This window comes from Enterococcus sp. E4-223 (assembly GCF_035727065.1).
GTDB lineage: Bacteria > Bacillota > Bacilli > Lactobacillales > Enterococcaceae > Enterococcus_B > Enterococcus_B faecium.
In genome coordinates this window covers 107,186-130,519 of sequence record NZ_JAPMLH010000002.1, presented here as the reverse complement: position 1 = coordinate 130,519, position 23,334 = coordinate 107,186, and the positions used below count along the sequence as shown (strand labels likewise).

Here is a 23,334-nt window from a genome sequence, read left to right as displayed (position 1 = left end):
CGAAACTGTCCAACTTTCTCATTTTATTTATATTGTGGTATTAAAATTTCAAGAAACGTCTCATAGAAATGATCGAGCCAAGTGAACCAATGATCACACCAATGCCGACCATTAAAAGATTGATTTTCCAAACGATATTTTGTGGATGAATCAATGAATAATGGGAACGTAATAATGATGGATTGATCAATTGGAAAAACCATGCATAACCAAATGTGATGATCAAAATCGGAAGAATCGCACCGATCAGACCGATCCAGCCACCTTCAAGGAAAAACGGCCAGCGAATATATCCATTTTTTGCACCGACTAAACGCATGATTTGAATTTCACGCTGTCTAGACAAAATCGTGATCCGAATCGTGTTCGAAATGAGAAACATCGCTACGAACAGCAGCAATGCCGCTGCAACTAATCCCCATGTCCGAACTGCACCAGCGATTTGGAAAATCCGATCTGAGGAAGCTCCACCGTAATCAGAACGAGAAACATTCTTCAAATCTGCTGCTTCTTCTGCTACTTGTTTTGTATAAGAAGGATCAGTAGCACTTACTACATACACATCATATAACGGGTTATTGTCACCTTCAAACAATTTCCAGGAATCACCCATTTCGTTTTGGATTTTTTTCAATTCCTGTTCTTTACTTGAAAATTCAACTTTTTTAACATGATCTAAGTCATTCAATTCTTTTTCTAGCTTTTTCATCTCTTCGTCTTTTGTACCGATATCTACGAATACAGAGACATCAACGTTTCCTTCTACATCCTGAGCTAATTTAGTTGCATTCATGATAACTGCCATGAATACACCGACTAAAGTCAACGTGATCGTTACCGCACTGACTGAAGCAACTGTCATCCAGCCGTTACGTTTCAAACTCTTGATACTTTCTAGTAAATGGCGGAAAAAGGTTCTAATCATCGTATCCATATTCCCCTTCCGCTTGATCTCGAATAATGCGGCCGTTTTCGATAGCAATTACTCGGTGCCGAATCGTATTTACGATCGTACTGTTATGTGTAGCCATCACGACAGTAGTTCCTTGGGCATTGATCCGATCTAATAATTTCATGATTTCCCATGAGTTTTCTGGATCCAGATTTCCTGTAGGTTCATCCGCGATAAGTACTTTAGGCGTATTCACGATTGCCCGAGCAATAGAGACACGTTGCTGTTCCCCACCGGATAATTCGCTAGGAAAGACTCGAACTTTGTGTTTCAAACCAACAAGGTCCAGCACTTCCATTACTCGTTTTTTGATATCCCGAGGTTTTCTGCCGATAACTTGCATAGCGTACGCAACATTTTCATATACTGTTTTTCTTGGTAATAATTTATAGTCTTGGAACACCACGCCGATTTCTCTGCGTAGATAAGGAACTTCGCGGTTTTTGATTGCTATTAGATCATGACCTGCGACGTTCAAAGTTCCTTTTGAAGCTTTTTCTTCTCGATACATCAATTTGATGAATGTAGATTTACCGGCTCCAGACGGACCAACCACATAGACAAACTCTCCTTGTTCGATGACAATTGAGAGATTGCGGATAGCGGTCGTACCATTTGAGTACTTCTTCATTACATCCTTCATTTCAATCATGGCGTTCTCTCCATATCTTTTTCAGTCTTTAGCTATTATAGCATGGCAATGTTTCAACATGCTTGCAAAATCTTACAATTTTATTTCAATTTAACAATGGGTTCTTATTGTAGATGCATTTTTAAATAGCCGTCAATAAATAAATCAAGGTCACCGTCCATAACTGCTTGGACATTTCCTGTCTCTACGTTTGTCCGATGGTCTTTTACCATAGAATATGGATGGAAAACATAAGAACGGATCTGTGAACCCCAGCCGATTTCTTTTTGTTCTCCTCGAAGTGCAGCTGCTTCTTGTTCTTTCTTTTCCACTTCTAATTGATAAAGCTTAGCTTTTAACATCCCCATCGCTTGCTCACGGTTTTTCAATTGTGAACGTTGTGCCTGACTAGCTACTACTGTTCCTGTAGGCAAGTGAGTGATCCGTACAGCAGATTCTGTTTTATTGATGTGCTGACCACCTGCACCACTTGCTCGGTACGTATCGATTTTCAAATCATCTGGATTGATTTCTATATCGATCGTTTCATCAAGCTCTGGCATCACATCTACCGAACAAAAAGAAGTATGACGTCGTTTCGCTGAGTCAAAAGGCGAAATCCGTACAAGGCGATGAACACCTTTTTCTGATTTTAGATAACCAAAAGCGTTGTGTCCTTTAATCAGCAGGGTCACACTCTTGATCCCTGCTTCATCACCTGCTTGATAATCTAGTGTTTCTACTTGATAGCCATGCTGCTCTGCCCAACGTGTATACATACGTAAAAGCATGCTGCCCCAGTCTTGGGACTCCGTTCCGCCAGCCCCTGGATGCAATTCGACGATCGCATTGTTTCGATCATAAGGTCCGTCTAACAGCATAGATAATTCATACGTCTTCATTTTTTCATCTAATGCATTGATACGTGTTTCTGCTTCTTCTTGCATTGCTGCATCAGGTTCTTCTTGCAGCATCTCCACCATCAATTCGATTTCTTCTAGTTCTTCGGCAAGAGAATGGAATTGGTCATAGGTTTCTTTATTAGCGTTATTTTCGCTGATCACTTTTTGTGCGGCTTCGCTGTCATCCCAAAAACCAGGTTCAGCCATTTTTGCTTCTGCTTCCGCGATGTCTTCTTCCAGCTGATCTAAGTCAAAGAGACCTCCTGAAACTTGTGACCTTTTCCTGCATTTCTGTCAGGAGATTTCGAATTTCGGATATTTCCATGTTTTTTCCTTCTTTCACTATACTTTTTTCATTATATCTAGTCTAACAGAATCAGCAAATAACAGAAAGAAGGTGAGACGAATTCTTAAAAAAAGAATTTGTCTCACCAATCCTGCTGTCAGAAATTAGTTTGCATTTTTTCCATGACAGTTCTTATATTTTTTCCCGCTTCCACAAGGACAAGGATCATTTCTTCCGACCTTGTTCACATGGATTGGCTGTTTTTTCGCGCTAGTATTACTATTTTCTTTGGCATCTCCGTCTTCTGAGTGAGAAGCTGTTCCTTGAGAAACCTGTTCACGCTGTACGTTTTGACGGATCTCAGCTTTCATAAAGATTCGAGTGACTTCATACTCGATGGCGCCTACCATATCTTCAAACATCTTATAGCCTTCTGTTTGATATTCGACTAATGGATTGTTCTGTCCATAAGCACGTAAGCCGATTGACTGACGTAATTGATCCATTGCATCAATATGGTCTGTCCATTTAGAGTCCACAACACGCAAGATCACGACTTTTTCAAATTCCAACAGTTGCTCTGGACCATTTAGTTGAGCCGCTTTGGTATTAAATACTTCTTGTGCTCGTTCGTTTAGATACTCTTTGATCTCCTGAGCTGTTTTTCCTTCGATATCTGCAAGAGTAATACTATCTTCATGGACAAGAGTACTTCCGGCAAAATCGATGATACTTTCCAAATTCCAATTTTCTTTCTCTAATTGTGTATGCGCATCTACTACACGACTGATTGTCCGTTTGACCATGTTCATTAGTGGCTTGGATAAGCTTTTTTCTTCCATGATTACTTCTTGTCGCTGTTTATAGATTACTTCACGTTGTTCACGCATCACATCATCGTATTGTAAGACGTTTTTACGTGTGTCATAGTTATTTCCTTCTACACGTTTTTGTGCAGATTCTACTTGTTTCGTCAGCATCTTGCTTTGGATAACAGCATCTTCCTCACCGATCTTCATCCGATCTAAGAAAGCTTTGATTCGTTCTGAACCGAATCGTTTCATCAAATCATCTTCCAATGACAAGTAGAACTGCGACATACCAGGGTCTCCTTGACGTCCTGCACGTCCTCGAAGCTGGTTATCGATACGACGAGATTCATGTCGTTCTGTCCCGATAACTGCTAGACCACCAAGTTCTCTTACCCCAAGTCCTAACTTGATATCTGTTCCCCGACCAGCCATGTTGGTAGCAATCGTCACAGCACCTTTTTGACCGGCATTCATGATGATCTCTGCTTCTTTAAAGTGATTTTTCGCATTCAGCACTTCATGAGGAATACGTTCTTGATTCAGCATATCTGATAATAACTCAGATGTTTCAACCGCAACAGTTCCGACTAACACAGGTTGACCTTTGCGGTAGCGATCTTTGATATCTTGCACGACAGCGTGGAACTTGCTTTGTAATGTTGGGTAAAGCAAATCTGGACGATCATCACGGATAACCGGACGATTTGTCGGAATCTGGTATACTTGGATGTTATAAATTTCTCTGAATTCTTCTTCTTCTGTTTTAGCTGTACCAGTCATTCCCGCAAGTTTCTTGTACATACGGAAATAGTTCTGGAAAGTGATCGTCGCCATGGTTTTCGTTTCGTCTTCGATCTCTACGCCTTCTTTAGCTTCGATTGCTTGGTGAAGTCCATCTGAATAACGGCGTCCATCCATGATCCGACCAGTGAACTGGTCAACAATCAGTACTTTTCCGTCTTGGACAACATAATCGATATCTAAAAGCATGATATAGTTGGCTCTCAATGCTTGATCCAAGTGATGGGTCAATGCAGTATTTTCAATGTCGTATAAGTTATCCAAACCGAATGTTTCTTCTGCTTTTTCGATCCCTGCTTCGGTTAAACTGATTGTTTTTGATTGTACATCGATTTTATAATCTTCTTCTTCTTTCAAACGTTTCACGAAGTTGTCTGCTCTTGTATATAAAGCTGTGGATTTTTCTGCTTGCCCTGAAATGATCAGCGGCGTTCTCGCTTCATCAATCAAGATTGAGTCAACTTCATCGACAATGGCATAATTCAGCGGACGTTGTACCATTTGATGGCGGTAAACGACCATATTGTCTCTCAAGTAGTCAAATCCTAATTCATTATTCGTACTATAAGTGATATCACAATTATAAGCCTCGCGTTTTTCATCCGAAGATTTTGAGTTGATATTCAACCCCACTGTTAATCCTAAGAAATTATAAAGTTCGCCCATTTCCGTCGAGTCACGGGTTGCTAAATATTCATTGACGGTAACTACGTGTACCCCTTCGCCAGTCAGAGCATTTAGATATACTGGCATCGTTGCGGTCAAGGTTTTACCTTCACCAGTACGCATTTCAGGGATATTTCCATCGTGAAGCACGATTCCACCCATCAATTGTACGTGGTATGGATATAAACCTAATACACGTTTTGCTGCTTCTCGGACGACTGCAAAAGCTTCCGGAAGTAATTGATCTAATGTTTCTCCTTTTTGGTATCTGCCCTTGAATTCAGCAGTTTTTGCCTGTAATTGTTCATCAGTTAATGCTGCCATTTGGTCAGCGTATGCTTCAACTTTTTTTGCAATGCTATCTAAACGTTTTAGTTCTTTCTTATCGTTTTCGATAAGTGAACGAATCAAATTGGCCATGCGTTGTGTAATCTCCTTTTCCTTCTGTGTATTATCCAGACTATGTAGACTTTACTTTTCATTTTATCATTAGTTATAGATAATTGAAATATCTTAAGCGTATTAAAGTAAGAACTTCATAATTTATTCATATTTCATCTAAAAGAGGAGGAAACTCAAAAAAACTTGCGGCAGCTGTCAGTAGCTGCTGCAAGTTTTCGTTGTTATTTAAGTAAGGCTGATCAGTCTGTTTCAATCAGTCCGTATTTTCCATCTTTACGGCGGTAAACGATACTTGTACCATTTGTTTCTGCATCTTCAAAAATAAAGAAGTTATGTCCCAGCATGTTCATTTGTAAGACTGCTTCTTCACTATCCATTGGTTTCAATGAAAGGCGTTTCGTACGTACGATATCTAATTCAGAATCATTTTCGTTTTCGTCCTCTTCATTGAATAAAGCAGCAGCATCTGCAGTATTCATGCCCGTTTCACGGGATTTACGATTAATTTTTGTTTTGAATTTGCGGATTTGGCGTTCCAATTTGTCAACAACCAAATCGATACTTGCGTATAAATCTGGAGAAGTTTCTTCGGCACGTAATACAAGATAAGGTAATGGGATCGTTACTTCCACTTTTGCTGTTTTTTCTGTATAAACTTTTAAGTTCACATGCGCCGTTGCATCGGGTGCGTCACTGAAATAGCGTTCTAGTTTGCCTACTTTTTTCTCAACGTAGTCGCGAATCGCTTCAGTTACTTCGATATTTTCGCCGCGTACATTATATCTAAACATAAAAATTACCCCTTTCGTCTACCACAATCAAGAAGGAGAAGGACCACTCTTTCCCTCTTCTTAATTCTATTATATCGAACTCTAGGTTATTTGCAAATTAAATCGCTATCAAATTTCCACATCTAATTCATCTCGCCAAAGAAATGGTTCGGATGATTTTCGGCTGTGCGACCTGCAAACAATCTGCTGCGTGGAAAAGAGTCTGTCCTGTTGTATAGACATCATCAATAATCAATATTTTTTTATTTTGTATCTTAGAAAAGGTGACTGCAAGTTCAAAAGGTTGAGGCATCTCCAATCTTTCCTTTCGCGTGTTTTTTGCTTGAGCCAGCAGATGCTTCTCTCTTTTGAGTAGCATCTGAAAAGGAATTCTTGCTGCTTTCAACATCTCGCTTACTTGATTGAATCCTCTTTCTGTTCGCCTTTTTTCAGATAAAGGTATTGGACAATAGATGTATGTCGGGTATTCTTTTTTTTATCTGCGTCCATTTATATGCAAAGGTGCCTGCTAGTCGGATATCTCCCATAAACTTGTATTGATTGAGCCAGGCCTTCATATTTTCATCGTACACAAAAAAGGCACGGTGCTGAAAATCATAGGTCGGATATTTCTTCTTCCATTCTTGACAGTCACTGCAGTAAACGGGAATAGACTTTACTTTCTTTTTCGTACTCTCTAGATTGAAATGGATTGGTTTTTGACAGCCAGAACAGCCTCTTGTTTCCAATAAATGAAATTGTGCGCGACAAACTGAACAAGTCTGAGGTAATCTGTATTTCGAAACACCAATAATCTCGCTGAATGTTAAATTTTGGACGATATCTTTACTGCAGCAACTGCACCTCACAGCATCTTCTTCCCTTCTTCATTCATTTCTTTGATTTCCTGACAAGCTTTTCGAATAGCTGTAGTTTTTTCTTCATAGAAAAAGTATACTTGACTGTTCGTATAAGGCCCTTTACGATCGGCTCTTCCTGCGATTTGTACCAAAGAAGATTTAGTAAAAACCGGATGATCCGCTCCTAAAACGATAACGGATATTCTTTCAAATGTGACTCCACGTTCAAGGATCATCGTGGTTAACAGTATGTCATATTTTGCTTCTCGCATTTTCTGGACTTTTTCCGCCCGCTGATTGTCTCTTGAAGAAACATCTGTGATCTCATATCTCGGAAGAGCCTCTTGAAGTGTGGCTTTCAAACGATGCATCATCGTGATACTTGGACAAAATAAAAGGATATGGTTTTCTTTAATTAATTGATGAATGATCCGCACCAAAGATTTTATCTTCTTCTTGTTCTTGCATTTTTGTCGCCAATTATTCATGAAAACCAAGACGGGTTCAGGAAGCAAACGCCGATGAAAGCGTAAAGCAAGTTTGTGGATGTCAAACGTCTGCTTGATTTCCTTTAGTAACTTTTTATCAGGTGTGGCACTTAAGTAGATGAATCGTCCGTCTGGTTTAATCGCTGTTTGCACAGCATGAGCTAATCCTGCATCCCCGTTATAAGGAAACGCATCGATCTCATCGATCACTATTAAATCAAAGGACCGATAAAAACGGTATAGCTGATGAATCGTACAGATAACAAAAGAAGTAAAGGTATAAGCCGTTGCTGTATTCCCATGGAGCAACGTGATTTTTTCTTCTGGAAAAACATAACGATAGCGTAAAAACAATTCATTACAAACATCGACTCGCGGTGTACAAATCGCTACTCTTCCTCCAGCTTTTAAAGTTTCCACTAAAATAGGATAAAGCATCTCTGTTTTCCCTGCACCTGTTACAGCCCAAATAAGATGATGTCTTTTTTCTGAATGGCAAAGTATTCTCTTTGAGATTTCCGTTTGTTTTTCAGTAAGCTGTCCTGTCCAAAAAAAGACGACTTCTCGAGGTTTTGCTTCAGGCTGATCAAACAAATATAAATCTTGTTGAGTGTCGCATCGCCCTAAATATAGACAATGTGTACAAAAATAACCGTAATCTGCAAGCTGTCCATCAATGACGGACGTCCTCATTCCACAGCGATGACAAAGAATCCAGTTGCCCAAACGTTCCACTGCTGCGATCTTCTCATAATTTGGTAAATTTACCTCCTCACAGTCTATTGCTTTAATATCTCTCGTCAGAAGCCTTCTACCCCAAAAATGATTCATATTATTCGCCCTAAAAAAATATACGAAAAAACAAGCGATCTATTTTTTGGATCGCTTGTTCGATAGTTATACTGTTCTATTTATTCACCTATGAGCGTGATTGCTTGATCTAACACTTTTTCGCCATTCATCATACCATAATCAGCCATATTGATGACATCTAAAGGAATGCCTTTTGGTTCCAGACGTTTCTCAAAATCAGCTTTCATAAAGCGAACTTGTGGGCCTAATAACAACACATCCACGTCTTTATTTGCAAGATTGTTATCTGCGTCAGAAGCGGACACAGCGAAAATATCAGAGTCGATTCCTTTTGTTTCAGCAGCTTTTTGCATTTTTGTTACTAGTAAACTTGTGCTCATACCAGCCGAACATACAAGCATGATTGTTTTTTTAGCCATACTTTTCTCTCCTTTTTAAAACAAACTACGCAAACGTTTTCTTCGCGTCTGTTACTCTATTATATAAAAAGAAAGAAATTTGTCAACGTTTTCTAAACGCGGTTTATTTAATCAAATAGCCAACTAGATTTCACTAATTTATTGAACACGACATATTCTTTGTCCAAATTGATGACAACTACTTCATAGCCTGCATTTATCCAGCCATAGGCACCTTTTTCAGGGTGTTTATAATCATTTGCCCACCAATCTGTACTTTCCCTTGCTGTTTTGGGAAGTCCGTTACTGGGAAACAGCAGTTCGTCAAATTGGGTAAAGGTCAACGTTACTTGAGAGCCGCCATTGTTCTTCAAATAATGCGTAATTGCATCGTACTTTTTCATTCGTTCCTGCATCCCCAGATCCACCTGCCTTTGTCTTTATTATCGCATACTACAGCAATTGCGCAACCGTTACAGTGTTGAAACAACCTAGAACTTTATTTATACTGAATAAAGAAAATGAAAAAAAGAGGTGACAAGATGATCGAGCGCTATCGTACAATAAAAGAAAATGGACAAAGTGAGATTGAGATCAAAAAATCACGCTTTATCTGTTCTCTTAGACGAATAGAATCAGAGGACCAAGCAAAAAGTTTCATTCAAGAAATAAAAAAAGAACATTGGAAAGCGAACCATAACTGCAGCGCCTTCATCATTGGAGAAAAAAATGAAATCCAGCGAAGCAGCGATGATGGAGAACCAAGTGGAACGGCGGGCGTACCGATGTTGGAAGTCCTCAAAAAAAATCAACTGATCAATGTAGCTGCAGTAGTCACTCGATATTTTGGAGGAACGAAACTCGGCACAGGCGGATTAATACGAGCATACACTCATGCGGTCTCTCAAGCATTGTCTGACATTGGAATCGTAGAAGGTACCTTGCAACAGGAGATCTCTGTGATGATCACGTATCCGCAACTAGGAAAATTACAGAATTATCTTGAACTCCAACATTTTTTTATAAAAGAAATCCAATATACTGATCAAGTTAGCGTCATCTGTGCTGTAGATGAAAAAAGTGCTGACCACTTTAAAGAATCCATCATTGAGCTGCTGAACGGACAAGTCCAATTTGAAGAGGGTCCTGTTTCTTATCACGAGCAACTGGTAACTGATCATATATAAAAACAGGTGATTCTGATTCTCTTTTATTTCTAATAAGGAATCAGGGATCACCTGTTTTTTATTTTTCCAAATAAAACTCAAAACGATTTCCTACGTATTGCGTACGCACATACTCAAACGGCGTACCGTCTTCAAAATAAGAAATCTGGCGCAAACGAAGAACTGCATCTCCTCGTTTTACCTCTAAATAGTCAGCAATTTTCTCAGAAGCCAACACAGCAGTAATCGTTTGATTCGCTGGACCGATCTTTTTCCCGCCTTTTTCTTCTAGCGTGCGATACAACGATTCAGTAATCTCTGCTTTGCTGTAGCCATCGATCAGCTTTTGTGGCACACTGGCAACTTCAAAACAAATAGGGACATCATCTGCGAAACGAATACGTTCCATTCGCAAGATCGTGTCATCTTTACTCAAGTTTAGTTTTTCCATTTCACTTGAGCTTGGCGAAGTCAAGAAATAAGAGATTGTCCGACTAGACGGTACTCGATTTTGCGATTCCATAATTTCTGTAAAACTTGTTGCACCAGACATTTTTTCTTGTACTTTTTCTCGCGCAACATATGTACCCGAACCGATCTTTCTTTCTAAGATCCCTTCATCTGCCAAGTTTTGAATTGCTTGTCTCAACGTCATACGGCTGACATTGAATTTCACTGCTAATTCTCTTTCTGAAGGAAGACGGTCTCCGACTTTCCATATACCTTGTTCGATTTCATTTTTTAATTGGTCATGAATCTGTATATATACAGGTAATTGATTCGACATAACGTACACCCGTCCTTTCGTTTCTTCTATTATAACTGGTATATACCTGATTCACAACTGAAAAAGATAAAGGTTTCTATCCATCAACAGAGGATTTAGACACACATCGTTCTCCCTACTCCTATTGTCAGAAACAATTTTTTAGATATGTTCAACCTAGAAAATAACAAAAGACCCTAAAATCGATGAAAATGCCGACTTATGGATCTTTTGTTATTATTAGCGGTTTTTAGCCATCCATTTTTTTGTATGATTCGTTGGGCGTTTTGATTTTACCTGGACCGCTTTTCCGCCTTTTTTCGGAATATTCACTTCAATATTGTATTTTTCTGATTTGACCAAATCATATAACTTTTCAGCTGCTTCGTCTACTTTTTCTTTCCATTTCATGTGGATCCCTCCAATTCTTGTAGTTAACTTAACTCTATCTTAAATCAGCAGAATCTTCAAGGAACAAGGTAGCAAAGCAAAAAAAAGAGCTCTCGAACTAACGAGAGCTTACGATTGTGGTATACTGGGGTAGCTGGATTCGAACCAACGCATGAGGGAGTCAAAGTCCCTTGCCTTACCGCTTGGCTATACCCCAATGAAATGGAGGAGAGTGGATTCGAACCACTGAACCCTAAGGAACGGATTTACAGTCCGTCGCGTTTAGCCACTTCGCTACTCCTCCGAAAGGTTTGTATCAACCTGACTTAGTTATAATACCTAATTTTCCAGATTTTTGCAACCCTTTATTGAAAGTTTTTTTGATATTTTTTTATTCGTGCAGATTCCAGTGTCGAATCACTGTTTCTATCGCATTTTCAAGACTTTTTTCTTTTCCAAAATCTTCTTCACCAAAGAAAATTTCATATTCTTTTGGCCCATAGGCTAAGATCTCACCAATCATTTTTTTCCCTATAAATAACTGAGTGACTTCATAATTCTTACCTTTGATATCTTTTTTCACTTCTTCTATACGCACTTCAATATCTTTATTTTTTTTTGACATCATTTTCACCTCTCAGACATTTTATCATACTGCAGCAAATAAAACATTCCTTAGGTAAAAATCTCCTATTCATTTCATTCACTTCTTTTATGCAAGCTGCACCTTCTCTAAAGCTCTTAATTCTCTCCTTGACGTACAGCGAGATAGTTTGCTGCTGCACCTACAAGATTAGCATCGTTTCTGTACTCACATAATAAAATCTGCGGTTCGAAATCATGCAGATCGAATTGTTCTGTCAGCTTCTTCATTCGGCTTTTGATCTCATCAATGAGCCCTTCTTTTGCAGAAACCCCGCCGCCTAATACGATCACTTCTGGATCAAACGAAAATTGAATACTGAATAATCCCTTTGTAAGATACGTATAAAAACTCTCAACTTCTTCTTTTGCTATTGCATCTCCAGTTTCTGCTAATTCAAAGACATCTTTTCCGGTATAAGCATTTTTATCGAGACCTTTTCGTTCACAATAACGCCAAGCCATCTGTACCGCTGTACCAATTTTACTGAATGTCTTATCGCCATCTAAGAACATCAACCCAAATTCTCCACCGTAAAGATGTGCCCCTTTATTGATTTGTCCTTTCGTGAACAATGCCCCGCCAATCCCAGTTCCTGCTACAACAAAAGCAACATCTTGATAATCGCGGGCAGCACCTTCATAAAATTCAGCCATTCCGGCACAGTTGGCGTCATTTTCAATCGTTACTGGAAGTTGAAACAGAGTTTCCAAATCTCGGAAAATATTAAATCCATGAATATAAGGAATCGCACTGATTCCCTCAATCACCTGTTTCTCATTATTCACTACTCCAGGAGAGCTGATTCCAATTCCTTCGACTTCAAAAGAAACGAGTATTTTTTTATAAACTTGAAATAATTGCGCTTTCATTTCTTCCCAAGATTCAGGCGTTGCAAATTGTCCCTTACCTTTAATCTCTTTGCCATCCCAACAACCATATTTGACAGCCGATCCACCAAAATCAAAAACTAATATTCCCATAAAAATATTCTCCTTTTTGTTTGCTAAAGCTATTGTAATGTATCTATTTAGCATTTGAAAGCATTTTCTTGAATTGAAATTTTAATAGTTAAAGCTATTTTTAGGTAAGTGAATTGCTAAAATCACTTGATCCCTTAATTGATCTCCATTTTCAAAAATGGGCTCAGAGTAATGATGGATAAAATAGTCTTTGACTCGACCAATCTCCACATAGCCCATTTTTTGATAGAGATGTAACGCCGCACTGCTAGTACTGCCGGTTCGTATGATGATCTGAGTTTGACTGGAAGCGAGTTGTGAAAGCTTCTGAAAAGCTGTCTCAAGTAATTTTCCGCCAATCCCCTTTCCTTGATACGTTGGGGCTACTGCTACATTGACGATTTCGTATTCTTTTTCCCTTGCCACATAGATCAGTACACCTATTGTTTTTTCTTTTTCTTTCCATATCCAGCCACTCCCTCTGGAAACATATACTTGAACTTTTTCTTTATCAGGATCTGCATCTAATAACAAGGACCATGGTAAATCTTTCTTGTTTAGTTCTTCGATCATTTTTTGTCCCCCATATAAGTAGTTGCGGAGTTGTTACTTTGACAATAATTTTCCTCTTTTTCTTTATCGCTCAGTGCTACCCGTATTTTTCACAACCTTTTTATAATCTGGTTCTTTTTTATCTTTCTTATTTCGCGTTAATTGGAATGTCAATGGTACATAATCGATACCGCCTTTGACAAAAGGATGACAGCGTAAGATCCGTGCAGTCCCCATTACCGTCCCTTTTAGCGCACCATGGGTTTGAATTGCTTTTATCATATAATTGGAACAGGTTGGGTAATAACGGCAGCTAGGTGGAAATGCAGGCGAAATAAAGCGCTGATATCCTCTAACTAAATAAATCAATATCTTCTTCATCAATTAGATTCCTTCTTTTCTTTTACTAAAAAAAGGGATCGCGACTAACGTCAACGTTCCCTTCTGTTTTCTTTTATCATGTTCTGCTTCATGGCTCACTTCATATCGACTAGAACCACTGTGATTCTTATTTATCAATGAAAAAAGTCTCGAATATGAATCCACAAACTTGGCTGAAATACTTTAAATGGATTGCCGCCACCGATGACACCATATCCGATCATCGTTCCGGCCACAAAAAGAAGGATAAGCAATAAGATCACCACTAAAATCTTTATCAAAGTTAATAAGATATATCGTTGGTTACTCATTCAGCCACTTCCTTAAGCAATCGTTTGTGCTGTTTTTTCAGCAGAAGTTTGATCCATGTCTACACGTTCAACGTCTGCACCTAATTGCTGTAGTTTGATATGGAAATTATAATATCCACGGTCTAGATAATTCAAGTTACGCACACGTGTGATTCCATTTGCTTTCAAGCCAGCTAAAACTAATGCTGCTGCTGCCCGCAAGTCTGTTGCATATACTTCTGCACCTTGCAATTCATGGTTTCCATCCATGATTGCTACATTTCCGTCGATTCTGACATGAGCGTTCATACGGCGCATCTCTTCTAAATGTTGGAAACGATTTTCAAACACTGTTTCAGTCACTACACTTGTACCTTCTGCAACTAATTGGATAGCTGTCATTTGAGCTTGCATATCTGTAGGGAAACCAGGATGAGGCATCGTTTTTACATCTGTAGGTAAGATATGTTTTGGTCCGATGACACGGACTCCGCCTTCTTCTTCAATGATTTCTGCACCCATTTCGATCAATTTAGAAATCAATGGGCGGTTATGTTCAGAGATAGCATCTGCAATCAGCACATTACCTTGTGTCATTGCAGCAGCAACCATAAAGGTACCTGCTTCGATACGATCTTGTACGATTGAGTGGTTGACTGCATGTAAATGATCTACGCCTTCAATACGCATTGTTTCAGTACCAGCTCCATAGACTTGAGCGCCCATTTTATTCAAAATGTTTGCTAAATCAACGATTTCTGGTTCGCGAGCTACGTTTTCAATGATGGTTGTTCCTTTTGCTTTTACAGCAGCCATCATGATATTTTGAGTAGCACCTACACTAGGGAAATCTAAATAAATCGTGTTACCGATCAATTCATCCGCAATTGCTTCGATATAGCCGTTTTTTTGAATAATTTTTGCTCCTAAAGCTTGAAATCCTTTTAAATGCAAATCGATTGGTCGTTTACCAATCGCACATCCACCAGGCATAGCTACTTTTGCATGTCCATTTCTGGCAAGTAGCGGACCCATCACAACGATTGAAGCACGCATTTGACTAACATACTCATAAGGCGCTTCGATTTCTAATTGTCTTGAAGCGTCGATTGTTACTTGATTCTTTTGTTCATCAAAATCTACATCTACGTTTAAGTGACGAATCACTTGATTCATAGTGAAGACATCAGAAAGAATCGGAACGTTGTCTAATGTCGTAATACCTTCTTCTGCTAACAAACTAGCAGCTAAAATAGGCAAAACAGCATTTTTAGCTCCTTCAATTCTTACTGTTCCATTTAATTGATTGCCACCTCTTACGATGATCTCTTCCATGTTGTTCCCTCCAAAAAATTCCAATGAGCATACACTTACTCAAAATCTTTTCTATTATAACATCCTTGCTTTTAAAATAGTACCTTTTTTTAAAATTTACAGGCTAACGAAAAGATTTCGGCATAAAGCGATAACTTCTAAGAAAAAATTACTTGCAGTGTACCCTAAAAAAATTGAAAAAAGTACGATTGCCATTCTAATTTGCGTATTATGCATTGATCTGAAAAAAGTTTCAATGCGTAACGAACGTAAAGACCAGAAGGCTAAGTAGATAAACGCCAAATGACTCACGATTCGAAGCACCGCATCAATTCCGTATACTTGCATAATGACGTCCTTTCTAACGATTGTTTTATAATAACTAATAAAATGATAATACCATAAAATGTATAAAAGGAAAAACAAGTATACTTAAAAATATAGGAATCCCCTTACATTTTTTAGGAAATAAATGCTAAAAATATGCAAAAAAAGGGACTGAGACAAAAGTCTTGTCGCAGTCCCTTATTCCAAATAAACGGTGTTCAATCATCTGACCCTCGGTATTAGCTCAAAAAACGGCAAAATATGAGGAACTATTTTCCATTTGTTTCTCTAATACTCAGGACAAAACGCTGATTTCACAATCTCTGATATACGGTGTTCCAGAAGTAGCTTCTTCGAAAAATAAGCTGAGATTTCACAAAAATTTGAGAAGCAATTTTCGTAAATTCCTTCTTATGTCTTGAAGCTGACCACTTCTGTCATAACCTCTTTTTACTGTTCTTAAACACGGATAAACATCCGCATCTCATTTTATGAGTGCTTAGATACTTTGATACGATTGATTGCTCGGTGCAACGCAACAGTTGCCCGTTTCAATTCGTTCGTATCTTGTTTTGCTTTTGCTTCTTCGATTTGGCGTTCTGCACGTTGTTTTGCACGTTCCGCACGAGATACATCGATATCACGTTCACGTTCCGCACTATCAGCAACGATTGAAACAACATTATCACGAACTTCCATGATTCCGCCATTAACAGCGATCCAATCGACGTGGGTATCTGAATCTGTTCGTTTTACACGAACTTCATCAATCGTCAATGGAACGATGATTGGTGCATGTTTAGGCAAAATCCCAAGCTCACCAGCTGTCGTACGTGCAACGACGATAGCTGCATGGTGATCATAGACCAAACCGGCAGGAGTTACCACATTTACTGTTAAATATTGATTCATGGGGCACCCCTTTCTAGTAGCCTAGTGTTTTCGCTTTTTCTACGACGTCTTCGATTCGGCCAACACTTCGGAAAGCTTCTTCAGGAAGATCATCGTATTTGCCTTCCAAGATTTCGCGGAATCCTTTCACTGTTTCTTCTACAGGGACATATGAACCTGGAAGACCAGTAAATTGTTCAGCCACGTTAAAGTTTTGTGACAAGAAGAATTGGACTCTGCGGGCACGAGAAACTAACACTTTTTCTTGATCGGATAATTCATCCATACCTAAGATAGCAATGATATCTTGTAATTCACGATATCGTTGCAATACGTGTTGGACTTCTGTTGCTACTTTATAATGTTCTTCTCCCACGATTTCAGGTGCTAAAGCACTTGAAGAAGAAGCCAATGGATCTACCGCTGGATAAATCCCTTGTTCTGTTAATTTACGTTCCAAGTTGGTTGTCGCATCCAAATGGGCGAATGCTGTTGCCGGCGCCGGGTCAGTGTAGTCATCGGCTGGCACATAGATTGCTTGGATCGATGTGATCGAACCTTTTTTCGTAGATGTGATACGTTCTTGCAATTGACCCATTTCTGTTGCCAATGTTGGTTGATAACCAACCGCAGAAGGCATCCGTCCTAACAAGGCTGATACTTCAGATCCAGCTTGAGTGAAACGGAAAATGTTGTCGATAAACAACAGTACATCTTGACCTTCTACATCACGGAAATATTCCGCAATCGTCAAACCAGTCAAAGCAACACGCATACGTGCACCTGGTGGTTCGTTCATTTGTCCGAACACCATGGCTGTTTTTTCGATAACTCCTGAATCTTTCATTTCGTAATACAAGTCATTACCTTCACGAGTACGTTCACCTACACCGGTAAATACAGAAATACCACCATGTTCTTGGGCGATATTATGGATCAGTTCTTGGATCAGTACGGTTTTACCAACACCGGCACCACCGAATAGTCCGACTTTCCCACCTTTTAAATATGGGGCAAGCAAATCGATAACTTTGATCCCTGTTTCCAAAATTTCTGTACTTGTACTTAATTCGTCAAAGGCTGGTGCTTTTTTATGAATTTCGCTTCTTTCCGCATCTTCTGGGAAAGGTGTTTCTAAATCGATCGTATCTCCTAGTACGTTGAATACGCGACCTAATGTTTCTTTACCTACAGGAACAGAGATTGCTTTGCCTGTATCAATGACTTCCATTCCTCTTTGTAAACCATCTGTTGATTCCATCGCAATGGTCCGGATCACTCCGTCCCCTAATTCTAACGCTGCTTCAAGAACAACTTTTGATTTATTTTCGTCATTTTTATAAACAACTAATGCGTTGTTGATATCTGGTAAGGATTGGTCTAAAGAAAATTCCACGTCGACAACGGGACCGATTACTTGAACAATCTTGCCTGAACTCATCTTTTTTCCTCCAATCTCAATACTATTCTAGTGCCGAAGCTCCGGCAACAATTTCGGTAATTTCTTGGGTAATAGCCCCTTGTCTTGCACGGTTGTAAGAAACCGTCAGCTCATCAATGATATTAGCAGCATTATCAGTTGCTGTTTTCATTGCTGTCATACCAGCAGCATGTTCTGCTGTTTTGGCGTCAACGATCGCACCGTAGATCAAACTTTCAGCATACTGAGGCAATAACTGAGACAAGATTTCTTCTTTTGAAGGTTCAAAAATATATTCTTGTTCGAAAGTAGTTGCTTCTTCTGGATCTAAGTCTGAGATTGGCAGCATTTTTTCTACACGAAACTGACTAGTTAGCGAATTGATATGATGGTTATAACATACGTATAATTCATCGAATACTTCGTTTTGGTACATAGTTGTTGCCATATTTACGATTTTGCGGACTTCATCAAAGCTTGGCTGATCAGATAGATTGCGCAGCTCATATGCTAGATTGATACCGCGTGCTTTAAAGAAGTCTGCACCAGTTCCGCCAATTGCGATCATCACGTAATCATCGGGTGATTGGTGGTCTTCTTCTAAAATAGACATCGTTTGTTTCAATATCGAGCTGTTATATCCACCGACTAAACCGCCATCTGCAGTGATGACGATATAACCAGTTTTCTTAACAGGACGGCTGAGCAGCATGCTGTTGTAATTGATATCCCCTCTAGGATTTTCTGAGGCAATATCATTTAACTGAGTAGCAGTCAAATGCGTAACGATTTCTCTTACTTTTGTTGCATAAACCTGAAACTTCTGTGAAGAAGCTTCAGATTTTGTCAACTTAGAAGCAGACACCATCTGCATTGCCCGCGTGATTTGGCTCGTTTTTTTCGTTGAAGCGATACGTGTCTTGATTTCATTTAATGAAGCACCCATTCATCTCACCTCACTATGCATTTTGAATGGATTTCAATTTATCTTCTGTAGAGGAATTATTTCCTTTTGTAGCTAAGAACATGTCTTTATATTCCTGAATCGCACTGTTCAACGCTTCTTCTTCTGGAAGATCTTTTGTTGTACGGATTGTTTCAAAGATATCTGAATGATTGGTATCCAGATATTCGAATAATTCATGTTCGAAGTCTAAAATACTGTCTACAGGGATACTATCTAAGAATCCATGTGTCAAAGCATACAAAATCACTACTTGTTTTTCAACAGCTAGCGGTGCATGCAATTTTTGTTTCAAGATTTCTACTGTACGGCGTCCACGATTTAGTTTTGCTTGTGTTGCTGCATCCAAGTCAGAACCGAATTGTGTAAATGCTTCTAATTCACGGTAACTTGCTAAGTCTAGACGTAAAGTCCCAGCAACTTTTTTCATTGCTTTGATTTGCGCAGAACCCCCTACACGAGATACAGATAGTCCGGCATCAACCGCTGGACGAGTACCTGCGTAGAACAAGTCGCTTTCTAAGAAGATTTGTCCATCAGTGATCGAAATAACGTTTGTTGGGATATAAGCAGAGATATCTCCAGCTTGTGTTTCAACAAATGGTAAGGCAGTCATTGAACCGCCACCTAAATCATCACTTAATTTTGCTGCACGTTCCAATAAGCGTGAGTGTAAGTAGAAAACATCCCCTGGATAAGCTTCACGACCTGGTGGACGGCGAAGTAGCAAGGAAAGTTCACGATAAGCAACAGCTTGTTTTGAAAGATCATCAAAAATGATCAAGACATGTTTCCCGTTGTACATGAACTCTTCACCCATTGCAGTACCAGCATATGGTGCGATATAAAGCAACGGCGCTGGTTGAGACGCACCGGCATTCACAACGATTGTGTAATCCATTGCGCCATATTTTTTCAATGTTTCAACTTGTGTACGAACTGTAGAATCTTTTTGTCCGATTGCTACATAGATACAGATCATATCTTGACCTTTTTGGTTGATGATCGTATCGATCGCAATGGAAGTTTTCCCTGTTTTACGGTCACCGATAACTAATTCACGTTGGCCGCGTCCGATTGGTACAAGAGCGTCGATTGCTTTTAGACCTGTTTGCATTGGTTCGTTAACAGATTTACGTTGCATAACGCCTGGTGCCATTGCTTCTACTGGACGAGCTTTGTCAGTAACGATTTCACCTAGTCCGTCGATTGGCTGACCTAGCGGATTAACTACCCGTCCGATCAAGGCCTCTCCAACTGGAACTTCCATGATCTTTCCTGTTCGTTTTACTTTATCTCCTTCACGAATGGACTCGAAATCGCCAAGGATAATGATACCTACATCATTTGATTCTAAGTTTTGCGCCATTCCGTATGAGCCATTTGAAAATTCAAGCAACTCACCACTCATCGCGTTTTCTAAACCATGTGCACGAGCGATCCCGTCACCTACATAAGTTACGGTACCGATTTCTTCGACTGAAAGCACGTTTTGATAATTTTCAATTTGTTCTTTAATCAAGGCACTAATTTCTTCTGCTTTGATGGCCATTCGATTCACCTACCTCTTTGTACTATCTATTTAATTGATTACGCATATTTTCTAATTGCGTGCGAATGCTTCCGTCGATTACTCGATGGTTAGCTTCAACAATCGCGCCACCAATAATAGAAGAATCAACGATTTGTTTTAATTCGACTGATTGATAGTTCATTGTTTTTGCAACATTCTTTTCTAATTGTATTCGTTGTTCGTCTGAAAGTGGAACTGCTGTTGTGACACTTCCCAACAGCAAACCTTGATGTTCATCATATCGACGTTCATATTCTTCGATCATGAACAAAAGATCATCCATCCGGTTATACGCATAAACAACTTCTAAAAAGTTTTTAACGATTCCATCATAGCCACTAACAAGCTTGTCCATGATTTCTCGTTTTTCATGAGGTTCTAGACGAACATCACTTAACATATTACCTAATCCAGGTACTTGTTCATAGATTTGACGTAAGCTTACGAGATCTTGATAGATTTCTTCTGCTTGATTTGAATCGATCGCCAGTTCAAATAAAGCTTTCCCGTAACGTCTTCCTACTGTATATTTATCTAGTTTCATTTGAAGAACCTAGACCTTCGATATATTGATTGATTAATGATTCGTGCATTTCTGGAGATAATTCTTTGTTCAAGATTTTTTCCGCGATTTGAAGAGATAGTTCTGCAACATCGTCTTTTACAGAGTTCAGCGCTGAATCACGTTCTACAGTGATATCAGCTTGGGCTTTACTTTTTAGACGAGCTGCTTCTTCTTGAGCATCCTTCAAAATATTTTGGCGGCTTAATTCTCCACTTTCTTTCGCATTTTTGATGATATCAGCTGCATCAGAACGAGAGGCTAACAATTGTTGTTCGCGTTCTTGTTCCATTTTCGCTGAGTTGATGCGAGATTGTTCTGCAGAATCCAAATCATTGGCGATCTTGTCTTCACGTTTTTTCAAAATATCGCTGATTGGTCCCCAAGCAAAATGCTTCAAGAGAGCCAGTAGTATCAAAAATGAGCCGCTGACAACGATGACATTTCCTAACATCGCATTGCCAACTTCTGCAATTGCCAATTGATTCAGCATAGGCGAGCCTTCCTTTCTTTGAAGTACTTCTAGTTTTCATGTAAAAAAGCAGTAACAAACCAAATTGTTTCTGCCTTAATACTGATTCAATTAAACACCAAAAACTAGAATCAAGGCGACAACTACCCCTAAGATAGGAACAGCTTCGACTAGAGCTACCCCGATAAACATTGTTGTACGGAATTGACCAGACATTTCAGGTTGGCGAGCCATTGATTCGATTGTTTTAGAGATAACTTGACCGTTACCATAACCGGCTCCGATTGCTGCTCCCATGATTGCGATTGCTGCTGCGATATAATTCATAATTGTTTTCCTCCTAAATTAGATAAATAGTAGTTTGTTTTTAAAACGAATATTATTCTTCCACTTCAATCTTATGGCTCATATAAACCATAGATAAAGTAACGAAGACAAATGCTTGGATGCTTCCGATAAACAAGGAGAATGCAATCCAGACCATCTCTAATGGAATTGCTAACGGCAATGAGAACCAGCCTAAGCTTATTACCATTTTTGCAATCAAGGTTAGCAAAACTTCCCCCGCATAAATATTCCCATAAAGACGTAAAGCAAGTGTTAATAAGTTTGTAAATTCTTCAATCAGTTTCATCGGAAACATAAAACTATATGGTTTCAAGAACGAATTTACGAAATATCCTTTGAAGCCTAACTTTTTCACCCCAAATAAGTGAGTAAGTAAGATCATTATAAATGCCAAAGTTAAAGTAACAAACGGGTCTGCTGTCGGGCTTTTCCAAAGTGTTGTTTCGTTAGGTAAAACGATTTTTGTTACTAAACCGATGTTGTTTGCAACAAAAACAAATAAAAACAATGTAAATGCCAACAAATGGAAATTGCTCAATTCTTTTCTAGGCAGATTATCTGTTACGATTCCTCGACTAAAATCAATGACCCATTCTATCGCATTTTGTTTGCCTGTTGGTTTCAACTTAAGATTTCTTGTAAAAAAGTAAGCTAAGAAGAAAACAATCAAACAGGTCAGTAACACCATTATACAAACTGTACCATCAAACCAAATTGGTCCAATGTGGAACGTTAGCGAGCGTTCATCCAATCCATTTCACCTCTTTTCCCCGAAATTCACATAAAATCAATTCATGTGCGTATCTGGTTTTTTCCAATCGGTTTCTAACCACACGGTATCATACCACCATGAAACAGAAAATTCAAAACATTTTCATGAAAATTAGACACTTTTTTATTTCAGTCAAAAACGAAGCGAATTTTTCTTTATACACGGTGCTCCTGATCTAAGAAAAAACCTATGATAATCATGTTTTATCAGATTAAATGCTAACAAATTTTATCATTAAGTAAAAGCAAAAGCACCGAATATGCGAAAAAGGATAATGAAATTATCTAGAGAAATTTTTTAATGTTCGATCAATTTGTCGATCGATATCTTTTCGTTTCAAATCTTCCCGTTTATCATACGATTTTTTCCCTTTTGCCAGACCAATCAATACCTTGGCATAGCCGTTACGAATATAGACTTTTAAAGGAACAACAGTGATCCCAGTATTTTTCAATTCATTTTCAAGACGGATGATTTGTTTTTTGTGTAATAATAACTTTCTCGTGCGCAACGGATCATGATTAAAAATATTTCCTTGTTCATAAGGACTGATATGAACATTATGCAAGAAAGCTTCTCCGTTGCGGACGCGAATAAATCCATCTTTTAGATTGATCCGGCTGTTTCGTATCGACTTGATCTCGGTTCCTTGCAAGACCATCCCTGCTTCCATCGTGTCGATGATCGAATAATCATGGCGAGCTTTCTTGTTTTGTGCAATTAATTTTCCCTCGCCTTTTGGCATAGCTGTTTCCTCCAA

At 38.9% G+C, this 23,334-nt stretch carries 27 protein-coding genes, 2 tRNA genes and 1 pseudogene; 1 reads left to right on the top strand and 29 read right to left on the bottom strand.

Annotated features, from left to right (window positions below; translation table 11 throughout):
• Nucleotides 1-40: 40 nt before the first annotated feature.
• The 9 genes and pseudogenes from ftsX to OS139_RS03350 form a co-directional block, all read right to left on the bottom strand.
• A complete protein-coding gene (gene ftsX, locus OS139_RS03390; RefSeq protein WP_325066821.1) occupies nt 41-925 on the bottom strand; it encodes a permease-like cell division protein FtsX in 885 nt (294 codons plus the stop codon).
• Complete coding sequence (gene ftsE, locus OS139_RS03385) at nt 918-1,604, bottom strand: cell division ATP-binding protein FtsE (protein WP_002292768.1); 687 nt, start codon at nt 1,602-1,604, stop codon at nt 918-920. The genes ftsX and ftsE overlap by 8 nt, the downstream gene beginning before the upstream one ends.
• 104 nt (nt 1,605-1,708) lie before the next feature.
• A protein-coding gene (gene prfB / locus OS139_RS03380; protein ID WP_096948712.1) for a peptide chain release factor 2 occupies nt 1,709-2,810 on the bottom strand; the annotation gives its coding sequence in 2 pieces (ribosomal slippage) (nt 1,709-2,737 and nt 2,739-2,810; 1,101 coding nt in all).
• Between the two features lie 125 nt (nt 2,811-2,935).
• Entirely contained in the window at nt 2,936-5,470 is a 2,535-nt protein-coding gene (gene secA / locus OS139_RS03375; protein WP_002289770.1) for a preprotein translocase subunit SecA, read from the bottom strand.
• A gap of 221 nt (nt 5,471-5,691) precedes the next feature.
• Nucleotides 5,692-6,243, bottom strand: coding sequence for a ribosome hibernation-promoting factor, HPF/YfiA family (gene hpf, locus OS139_RS03370; RefSeq protein WP_002294985.1), 552 nt, complete (start codon nt 6,241-6,243; stop codon nt 5,692-5,694).
• Between the two features lie 127 nt (nt 6,244-6,370).
• Nucleotides 6,371-7,091 (bottom strand): annotated as a pseudogene (locus OS139_RS03365) (ComF family protein).
• Nucleotides 7,088-8,401, bottom strand: coding sequence for a DEAD/DEAH box helicase family protein (locus OS139_RS03360; RefSeq protein WP_002306206.1), 1,314 nt, complete (start codon nt 8,399-8,401; stop codon nt 7,088-7,090). The pseudogene OS139_RS03365 and the gene OS139_RS03360 overlap by 4 nt, the downstream one beginning before the upstream one ends.
• Nucleotides 8,402-8,481: 80 nt before the next feature.
• Complete coding sequence (locus tag OS139_RS03355; protein ID WP_002331561.1) at nt 8,482-8,802, bottom strand: PTS sugar transporter subunit IIB; 321 nt, start codon at nt 8,800-8,802, stop codon at nt 8,482-8,484.
• A 107-nt stretch (nt 8,803-8,909) separates the two neighbouring features.
• Entirely contained in the window at nt 8,910-9,197 is a 288-nt protein-coding gene (locus OS139_RS03350) for a DUF7662 domain-containing protein (protein WP_002294988.1), read from the bottom strand.
• Between the two features lie 126 nt (nt 9,198-9,323).
• On the opposite strand from OS139_RS03350, the gene OS139_RS03345 reads away from it, so the two are divergent.
• Nucleotides 9,324-9,968 carry a YigZ family protein gene (locus tag OS139_RS03345; RefSeq protein WP_002296584.1) on the top strand — a complete coding sequence of 215 codons (645 nt, stop codon included), beginning with the start codon at nt 9,324-9,326 and terminating at the stop codon, nt 9,966-9,968.
• A gap of 58 nt (nt 9,969-10,026) precedes the next feature.
• Here OS139_RS03345 and OS139_RS03340 read toward each other — a convergent pair whose 3' ends face one another.
• The 20 genes from OS139_RS03340 to smpB all read right to left on the bottom strand — a co-directional run bounded on the left by OS139_RS03340 (nt 10,027) and on the right by smpB (nt 23,319).
• On the bottom strand, nt 10,027-10,734 hold the full coding sequence (locus tag OS139_RS03340; RefSeq protein ID WP_002292782.1) for a GntR family transcriptional regulator: 708 nt from the start codon (nt 10,732-10,734) through the stop codon (nt 10,027-10,029).
• A 219-nt stretch (nt 10,735-10,953) separates the two neighbouring features.
• A complete protein-coding gene (locus tag OS139_RS03335) occupies nt 10,954-11,124 on the bottom strand; it encodes a hypothetical protein (protein WP_002294990.1) in 171 nt (56 codons plus the stop codon).
• Nucleotides 11,125-11,248: 124 nt separating this feature from the next.
• Nucleotides 11,249-11,320: transfer RNA gene (locus tag OS139_RS03330), tRNA-Gln, on the bottom strand.
• A gap of 6 nt (nt 11,321-11,326) precedes the next feature.
• A tRNA-Tyr gene (locus tag OS139_RS03325) sits at nt 11,327-11,407 on the bottom strand.
• An 87-nt stretch (nt 11,408-11,494) separates the two neighbouring features.
• Nucleotides 11,495-11,731, bottom strand: a complete 237-nt coding sequence (locus OS139_RS03320; protein WP_002316425.1) for a DUF2969 domain-containing protein — start codon at nt 11,729-11,731, stop codon at nt 11,495-11,497.
• A gap of 113 nt (nt 11,732-11,844) precedes the next feature.
• Nucleotides 11,845-12,729: an ROK family protein gene (locus OS139_RS03315; RefSeq protein WP_002299423.1), complete on the bottom strand. Its 885-nt coding sequence runs from the start codon at nt 12,727-12,729 to the stop codon at nt 11,845-11,847.
• Nucleotides 12,730-12,810: 81 nt separating this feature from the next.
• A complete protein-coding gene (locus tag OS139_RS03310) occupies nt 12,811-13,281 on the bottom strand; it encodes a GNAT family N-acetyltransferase (protein WP_325066799.1) in 471 nt (156 codons plus the stop codon).
• A 63-nt stretch (nt 13,282-13,344) separates the two neighbouring features.
• Nucleotides 13,345-13,641 carry a membrane protein insertion efficiency factor YidD gene (yidD, locus tag OS139_RS03305; protein ID WP_002331562.1) on the bottom strand — a complete coding sequence of 99 codons (297 nt, stop codon included), beginning with the start codon at nt 13,639-13,641 and terminating at the stop codon, nt 13,345-13,347.
• A 134-nt stretch (nt 13,642-13,775) separates the two neighbouring features.
• Complete coding sequence (locus OS139_RS03300; RefSeq protein WP_002292789.1) at nt 13,776-13,952, bottom strand: DNA-directed RNA polymerase subunit beta; 177 nt, start codon at nt 13,950-13,952, stop codon at nt 13,776-13,778.
• Between the two features lie 12 nt (nt 13,953-13,964).
• A complete protein-coding gene (gene murA, locus OS139_RS03295; protein ID WP_325066798.1) occupies nt 13,965-15,266 on the bottom strand; it encodes a UDP-N-acetylglucosamine 1-carboxyvinyltransferase in 1,302 nt (433 codons plus the stop codon).
• A 96-nt stretch (nt 15,267-15,362) separates the two neighbouring features.
• Nucleotides 15,363-15,593 carry a DUF1146 family protein gene (locus OS139_RS03290; RefSeq protein WP_002331563.1) on the bottom strand — a complete coding sequence of 77 codons (231 nt, stop codon included), beginning with the start codon at nt 15,591-15,593 and terminating at the stop codon, nt 15,363-15,365.
• A gap of 468 nt (nt 15,594-16,061) precedes the next feature.
• Nucleotides 16,062-16,484, bottom strand: coding sequence for a F0F1 ATP synthase subunit epsilon (locus OS139_RS03285; protein ID WP_002306202.1), 423 nt, complete (start codon nt 16,482-16,484; stop codon nt 16,062-16,064).
• 13 nt (nt 16,485-16,497) lie between these two features.
• Entirely contained in the window at nt 16,498-17,904 is a 1,407-nt protein-coding gene (gene atpD / locus OS139_RS03280) for a F0F1 ATP synthase subunit beta (RefSeq protein WP_002289006.1), read from the bottom strand.
• Nucleotides 17,905-17,926: 22 nt separating this feature from the next.
• Nucleotides 17,927-18,829 (bottom strand): F0F1 ATP synthase subunit gamma, encoded by a 903-nt coding sequence (locus OS139_RS03275; RefSeq protein WP_002292792.1) that lies wholly within the window; start codon nt 18,827-18,829, stop codon nt 17,927-17,929.
• Nucleotides 18,830-18,842: 13 nt separating this feature from the next.
• Entirely contained in the window at nt 18,843-20,399 is a 1,557-nt protein-coding gene (atpA, locus tag OS139_RS03270) for a F0F1 ATP synthase subunit alpha (RefSeq protein WP_002289008.1), read from the bottom strand.
• Nucleotides 20,400-20,421: 22 nt separating this feature from the next.
• On the bottom strand, nt 20,422-20,964 hold the full coding sequence (locus tag OS139_RS03265; RefSeq protein WP_002289009.1) for a F0F1 ATP synthase subunit delta: 543 nt from the start codon (nt 20,962-20,964) through the stop codon (nt 20,422-20,424).
• On the bottom strand, nt 20,951-21,475 hold the full coding sequence (atpF, locus tag OS139_RS03260) for a F0F1 ATP synthase subunit B (protein WP_002289010.1): 525 nt from the start codon (nt 21,473-21,475) through the stop codon (nt 20,951-20,953). The genes OS139_RS03265 and atpF overlap by 14 nt, the downstream gene beginning before the upstream one ends.
• 90 nt (nt 21,476-21,565) lie before the next feature.
• Complete coding sequence (atpE, locus tag OS139_RS03255; protein WP_002289011.1) at nt 21,566-21,781, bottom strand: ATP synthase F0 subunit C; 216 nt, start codon at nt 21,779-21,781, stop codon at nt 21,566-21,568.
• Between the two features lie 52 nt (nt 21,782-21,833).
• Complete coding sequence (gene atpB / locus OS139_RS03250) at nt 21,834-22,553, bottom strand: F0F1 ATP synthase subunit A (RefSeq protein ID WP_002289012.1); 720 nt, start codon at nt 22,551-22,553, stop codon at nt 21,834-21,836.
• A 301-nt stretch (nt 22,554-22,854) separates the two neighbouring features.
• The gene (smpB, locus tag OS139_RS03245) at nt 22,855-23,319 is read right to left on the bottom strand and encodes an SsrA-binding protein SmpB (protein ID WP_002289013.1); all 465 of its coding nucleotides are present in this window, start codon (nt 23,317-23,319) and stop codon (nt 22,855-22,857) included.
• Nucleotides 23,320-23,334: the final 15 nt, after the last annotated feature.

What these genes read in the sequence shown, in the direction of transcription:
- ftsX (WP_325066821.1), bottom strand. Translation starts at nt 925, where the DNA reads ATGATTAGAACCTTTTTCCGCCATTTACTAGAAAGTATCAAGAGTTTG.
- ftsE (WP_002292768.1), bottom strand. Translation starts at nt 1,604, where the DNA reads ATGATTGAAATGAAGGATGTAATGAAGAAGTACTCAAATGGTACGACC.
- secA (WP_002289770.1), bottom strand. Translation starts at nt 5,470, where the DNA reads ATGGCCAATTTGATTCGTTCACTTATCGAAAACGATAAGAAAGAACTA.
- hpf (WP_002294985.1), bottom strand. Translation starts at nt 6,243, where the DNA reads ATGTTTAGATATAATGTACGCGGCGAAAATATCGAAGTAACTGAAGCG.
- OS139_RS03360 (WP_002306206.1), bottom strand. Translation starts at nt 8,401, where the DNA reads ATGAATCATTTTTGGGGTAGAAGGCTTCTGACGAGAGATATTAAAGCA.
- OS139_RS03355 (WP_002331561.1), bottom strand. Translation starts at nt 8,802, where the DNA reads ATGGCTAAAAAAACAATCATGCTTGTATGTTCGGCTGGTATGAGCACA.
- OS139_RS03350 (WP_002294988.1), bottom strand. Translation starts at nt 9,197, where the DNA reads ATGCAGGAACGAATGAAAAAGTACGATGCAATTACGCATTATTTGAAG.
- OS139_RS03345 (WP_002296584.1), top strand. Translation starts at nt 9,324, where the DNA reads ATGATCGAGCGCTATCGTACAATAAAAGAAAATGGACAAAGTGAGATT.
- OS139_RS03340 (WP_002292782.1), bottom strand. Translation starts at nt 10,734, where the DNA reads ATGTCGAATCAATTACCTGTATATATACAGATTCATGACCAATTAAAA.
- OS139_RS03335 (WP_002294990.1), bottom strand. Translation starts at nt 11,124, where the DNA reads ATGAAATGGAAAGAAAAAGTAGACGAAGCAGCTGAAAAGTTATATGAT.
- OS139_RS03320 (WP_002316425.1), bottom strand. Translation starts at nt 11,731, where the DNA reads ATGATGTCAAAAAAAAATAAAGATATTGAAGTGCGTATAGAAGAAGTG.
- OS139_RS03315 (WP_002299423.1), bottom strand. Translation starts at nt 12,729, where the DNA reads ATGGGAATATTAGTTTTTGATTTTGGTGGATCGGCTGTCAAATATGGT.
- OS139_RS03310 (WP_325066799.1), bottom strand. Translation starts at nt 13,281, where the DNA reads ATGATCGAAGAACTAAACAAGAAAGATTTACCATGGTCCTTGTTATTA.
- yidD (WP_002331562.1), bottom strand. Translation starts at nt 13,641, where the DNA reads ATGAAGAAGATATTGATTTATTTAGTTAGAGGATATCAGCGCTTTATT.
- OS139_RS03300 (WP_002292789.1), bottom strand. Translation starts at nt 13,952, where the DNA reads ATGAGTAACCAACGATATATCTTATTAACTTTGATAAAGATTTTAGTG.
- murA (WP_325066798.1), bottom strand. Translation starts at nt 15,266, where the DNA reads ATGGAAGAGATCATCGTAAGAGGTGGCAATCAATTAAATGGAACAGTA.
- OS139_RS03290 (WP_002331563.1), bottom strand. Translation starts at nt 15,593, where the DNA reads ATGCAAGTATACGGAATTGATGCGGTGCTTCGAATCGTGAGTCATTTG.
- OS139_RS03285 (WP_002306202.1), bottom strand. Translation starts at nt 16,484, where the DNA reads ATGAATCAATATTTAACAGTAAATGTGGTAACTCCTGCCGGTTTGGTC.
- atpD (WP_002289006.1), bottom strand. Translation starts at nt 17,904, where the DNA reads ATGAGTTCAGGCAAGATTGTTCAAGTAATCGGTCCCGTTGTCGACGTG.
- OS139_RS03275 (WP_002292792.1), bottom strand. Translation starts at nt 18,829, where the DNA reads ATGGGTGCTTCATTAAATGAAATCAAGACACGTATCGCTTCAACGAAA.
- atpA (WP_002289008.1), bottom strand. Translation starts at nt 20,399, where the DNA reads ATGGCCATCAAAGCAGAAGAAATTAGTGCCTTGATTAAAGAACAAATT.
- OS139_RS03265 (WP_002289009.1), bottom strand. Translation starts at nt 20,964, where the DNA reads ATGAAACTAGATAAATATACAGTAGGAAGACGTTACGGGAAAGCTTTA.
- atpF (WP_002289010.1), bottom strand. Translation starts at nt 21,475, where the DNA reads ATGCTGAATCAATTGGCAATTGCAGAAGTTGGCAATGCGATGTTAGGA.
- atpE (WP_002289011.1), bottom strand. Translation starts at nt 21,781, where the DNA reads ATGAATTATATCGCAGCAGCAATCGCAATCATGGGAGCAGCAATCGGA.
- smpB (WP_002289013.1), bottom strand. Translation starts at nt 23,319, where the DNA reads ATGCCAAAAGGCGAGGGAAAATTAATTGCACAAAACAAGAAAGCTCGC.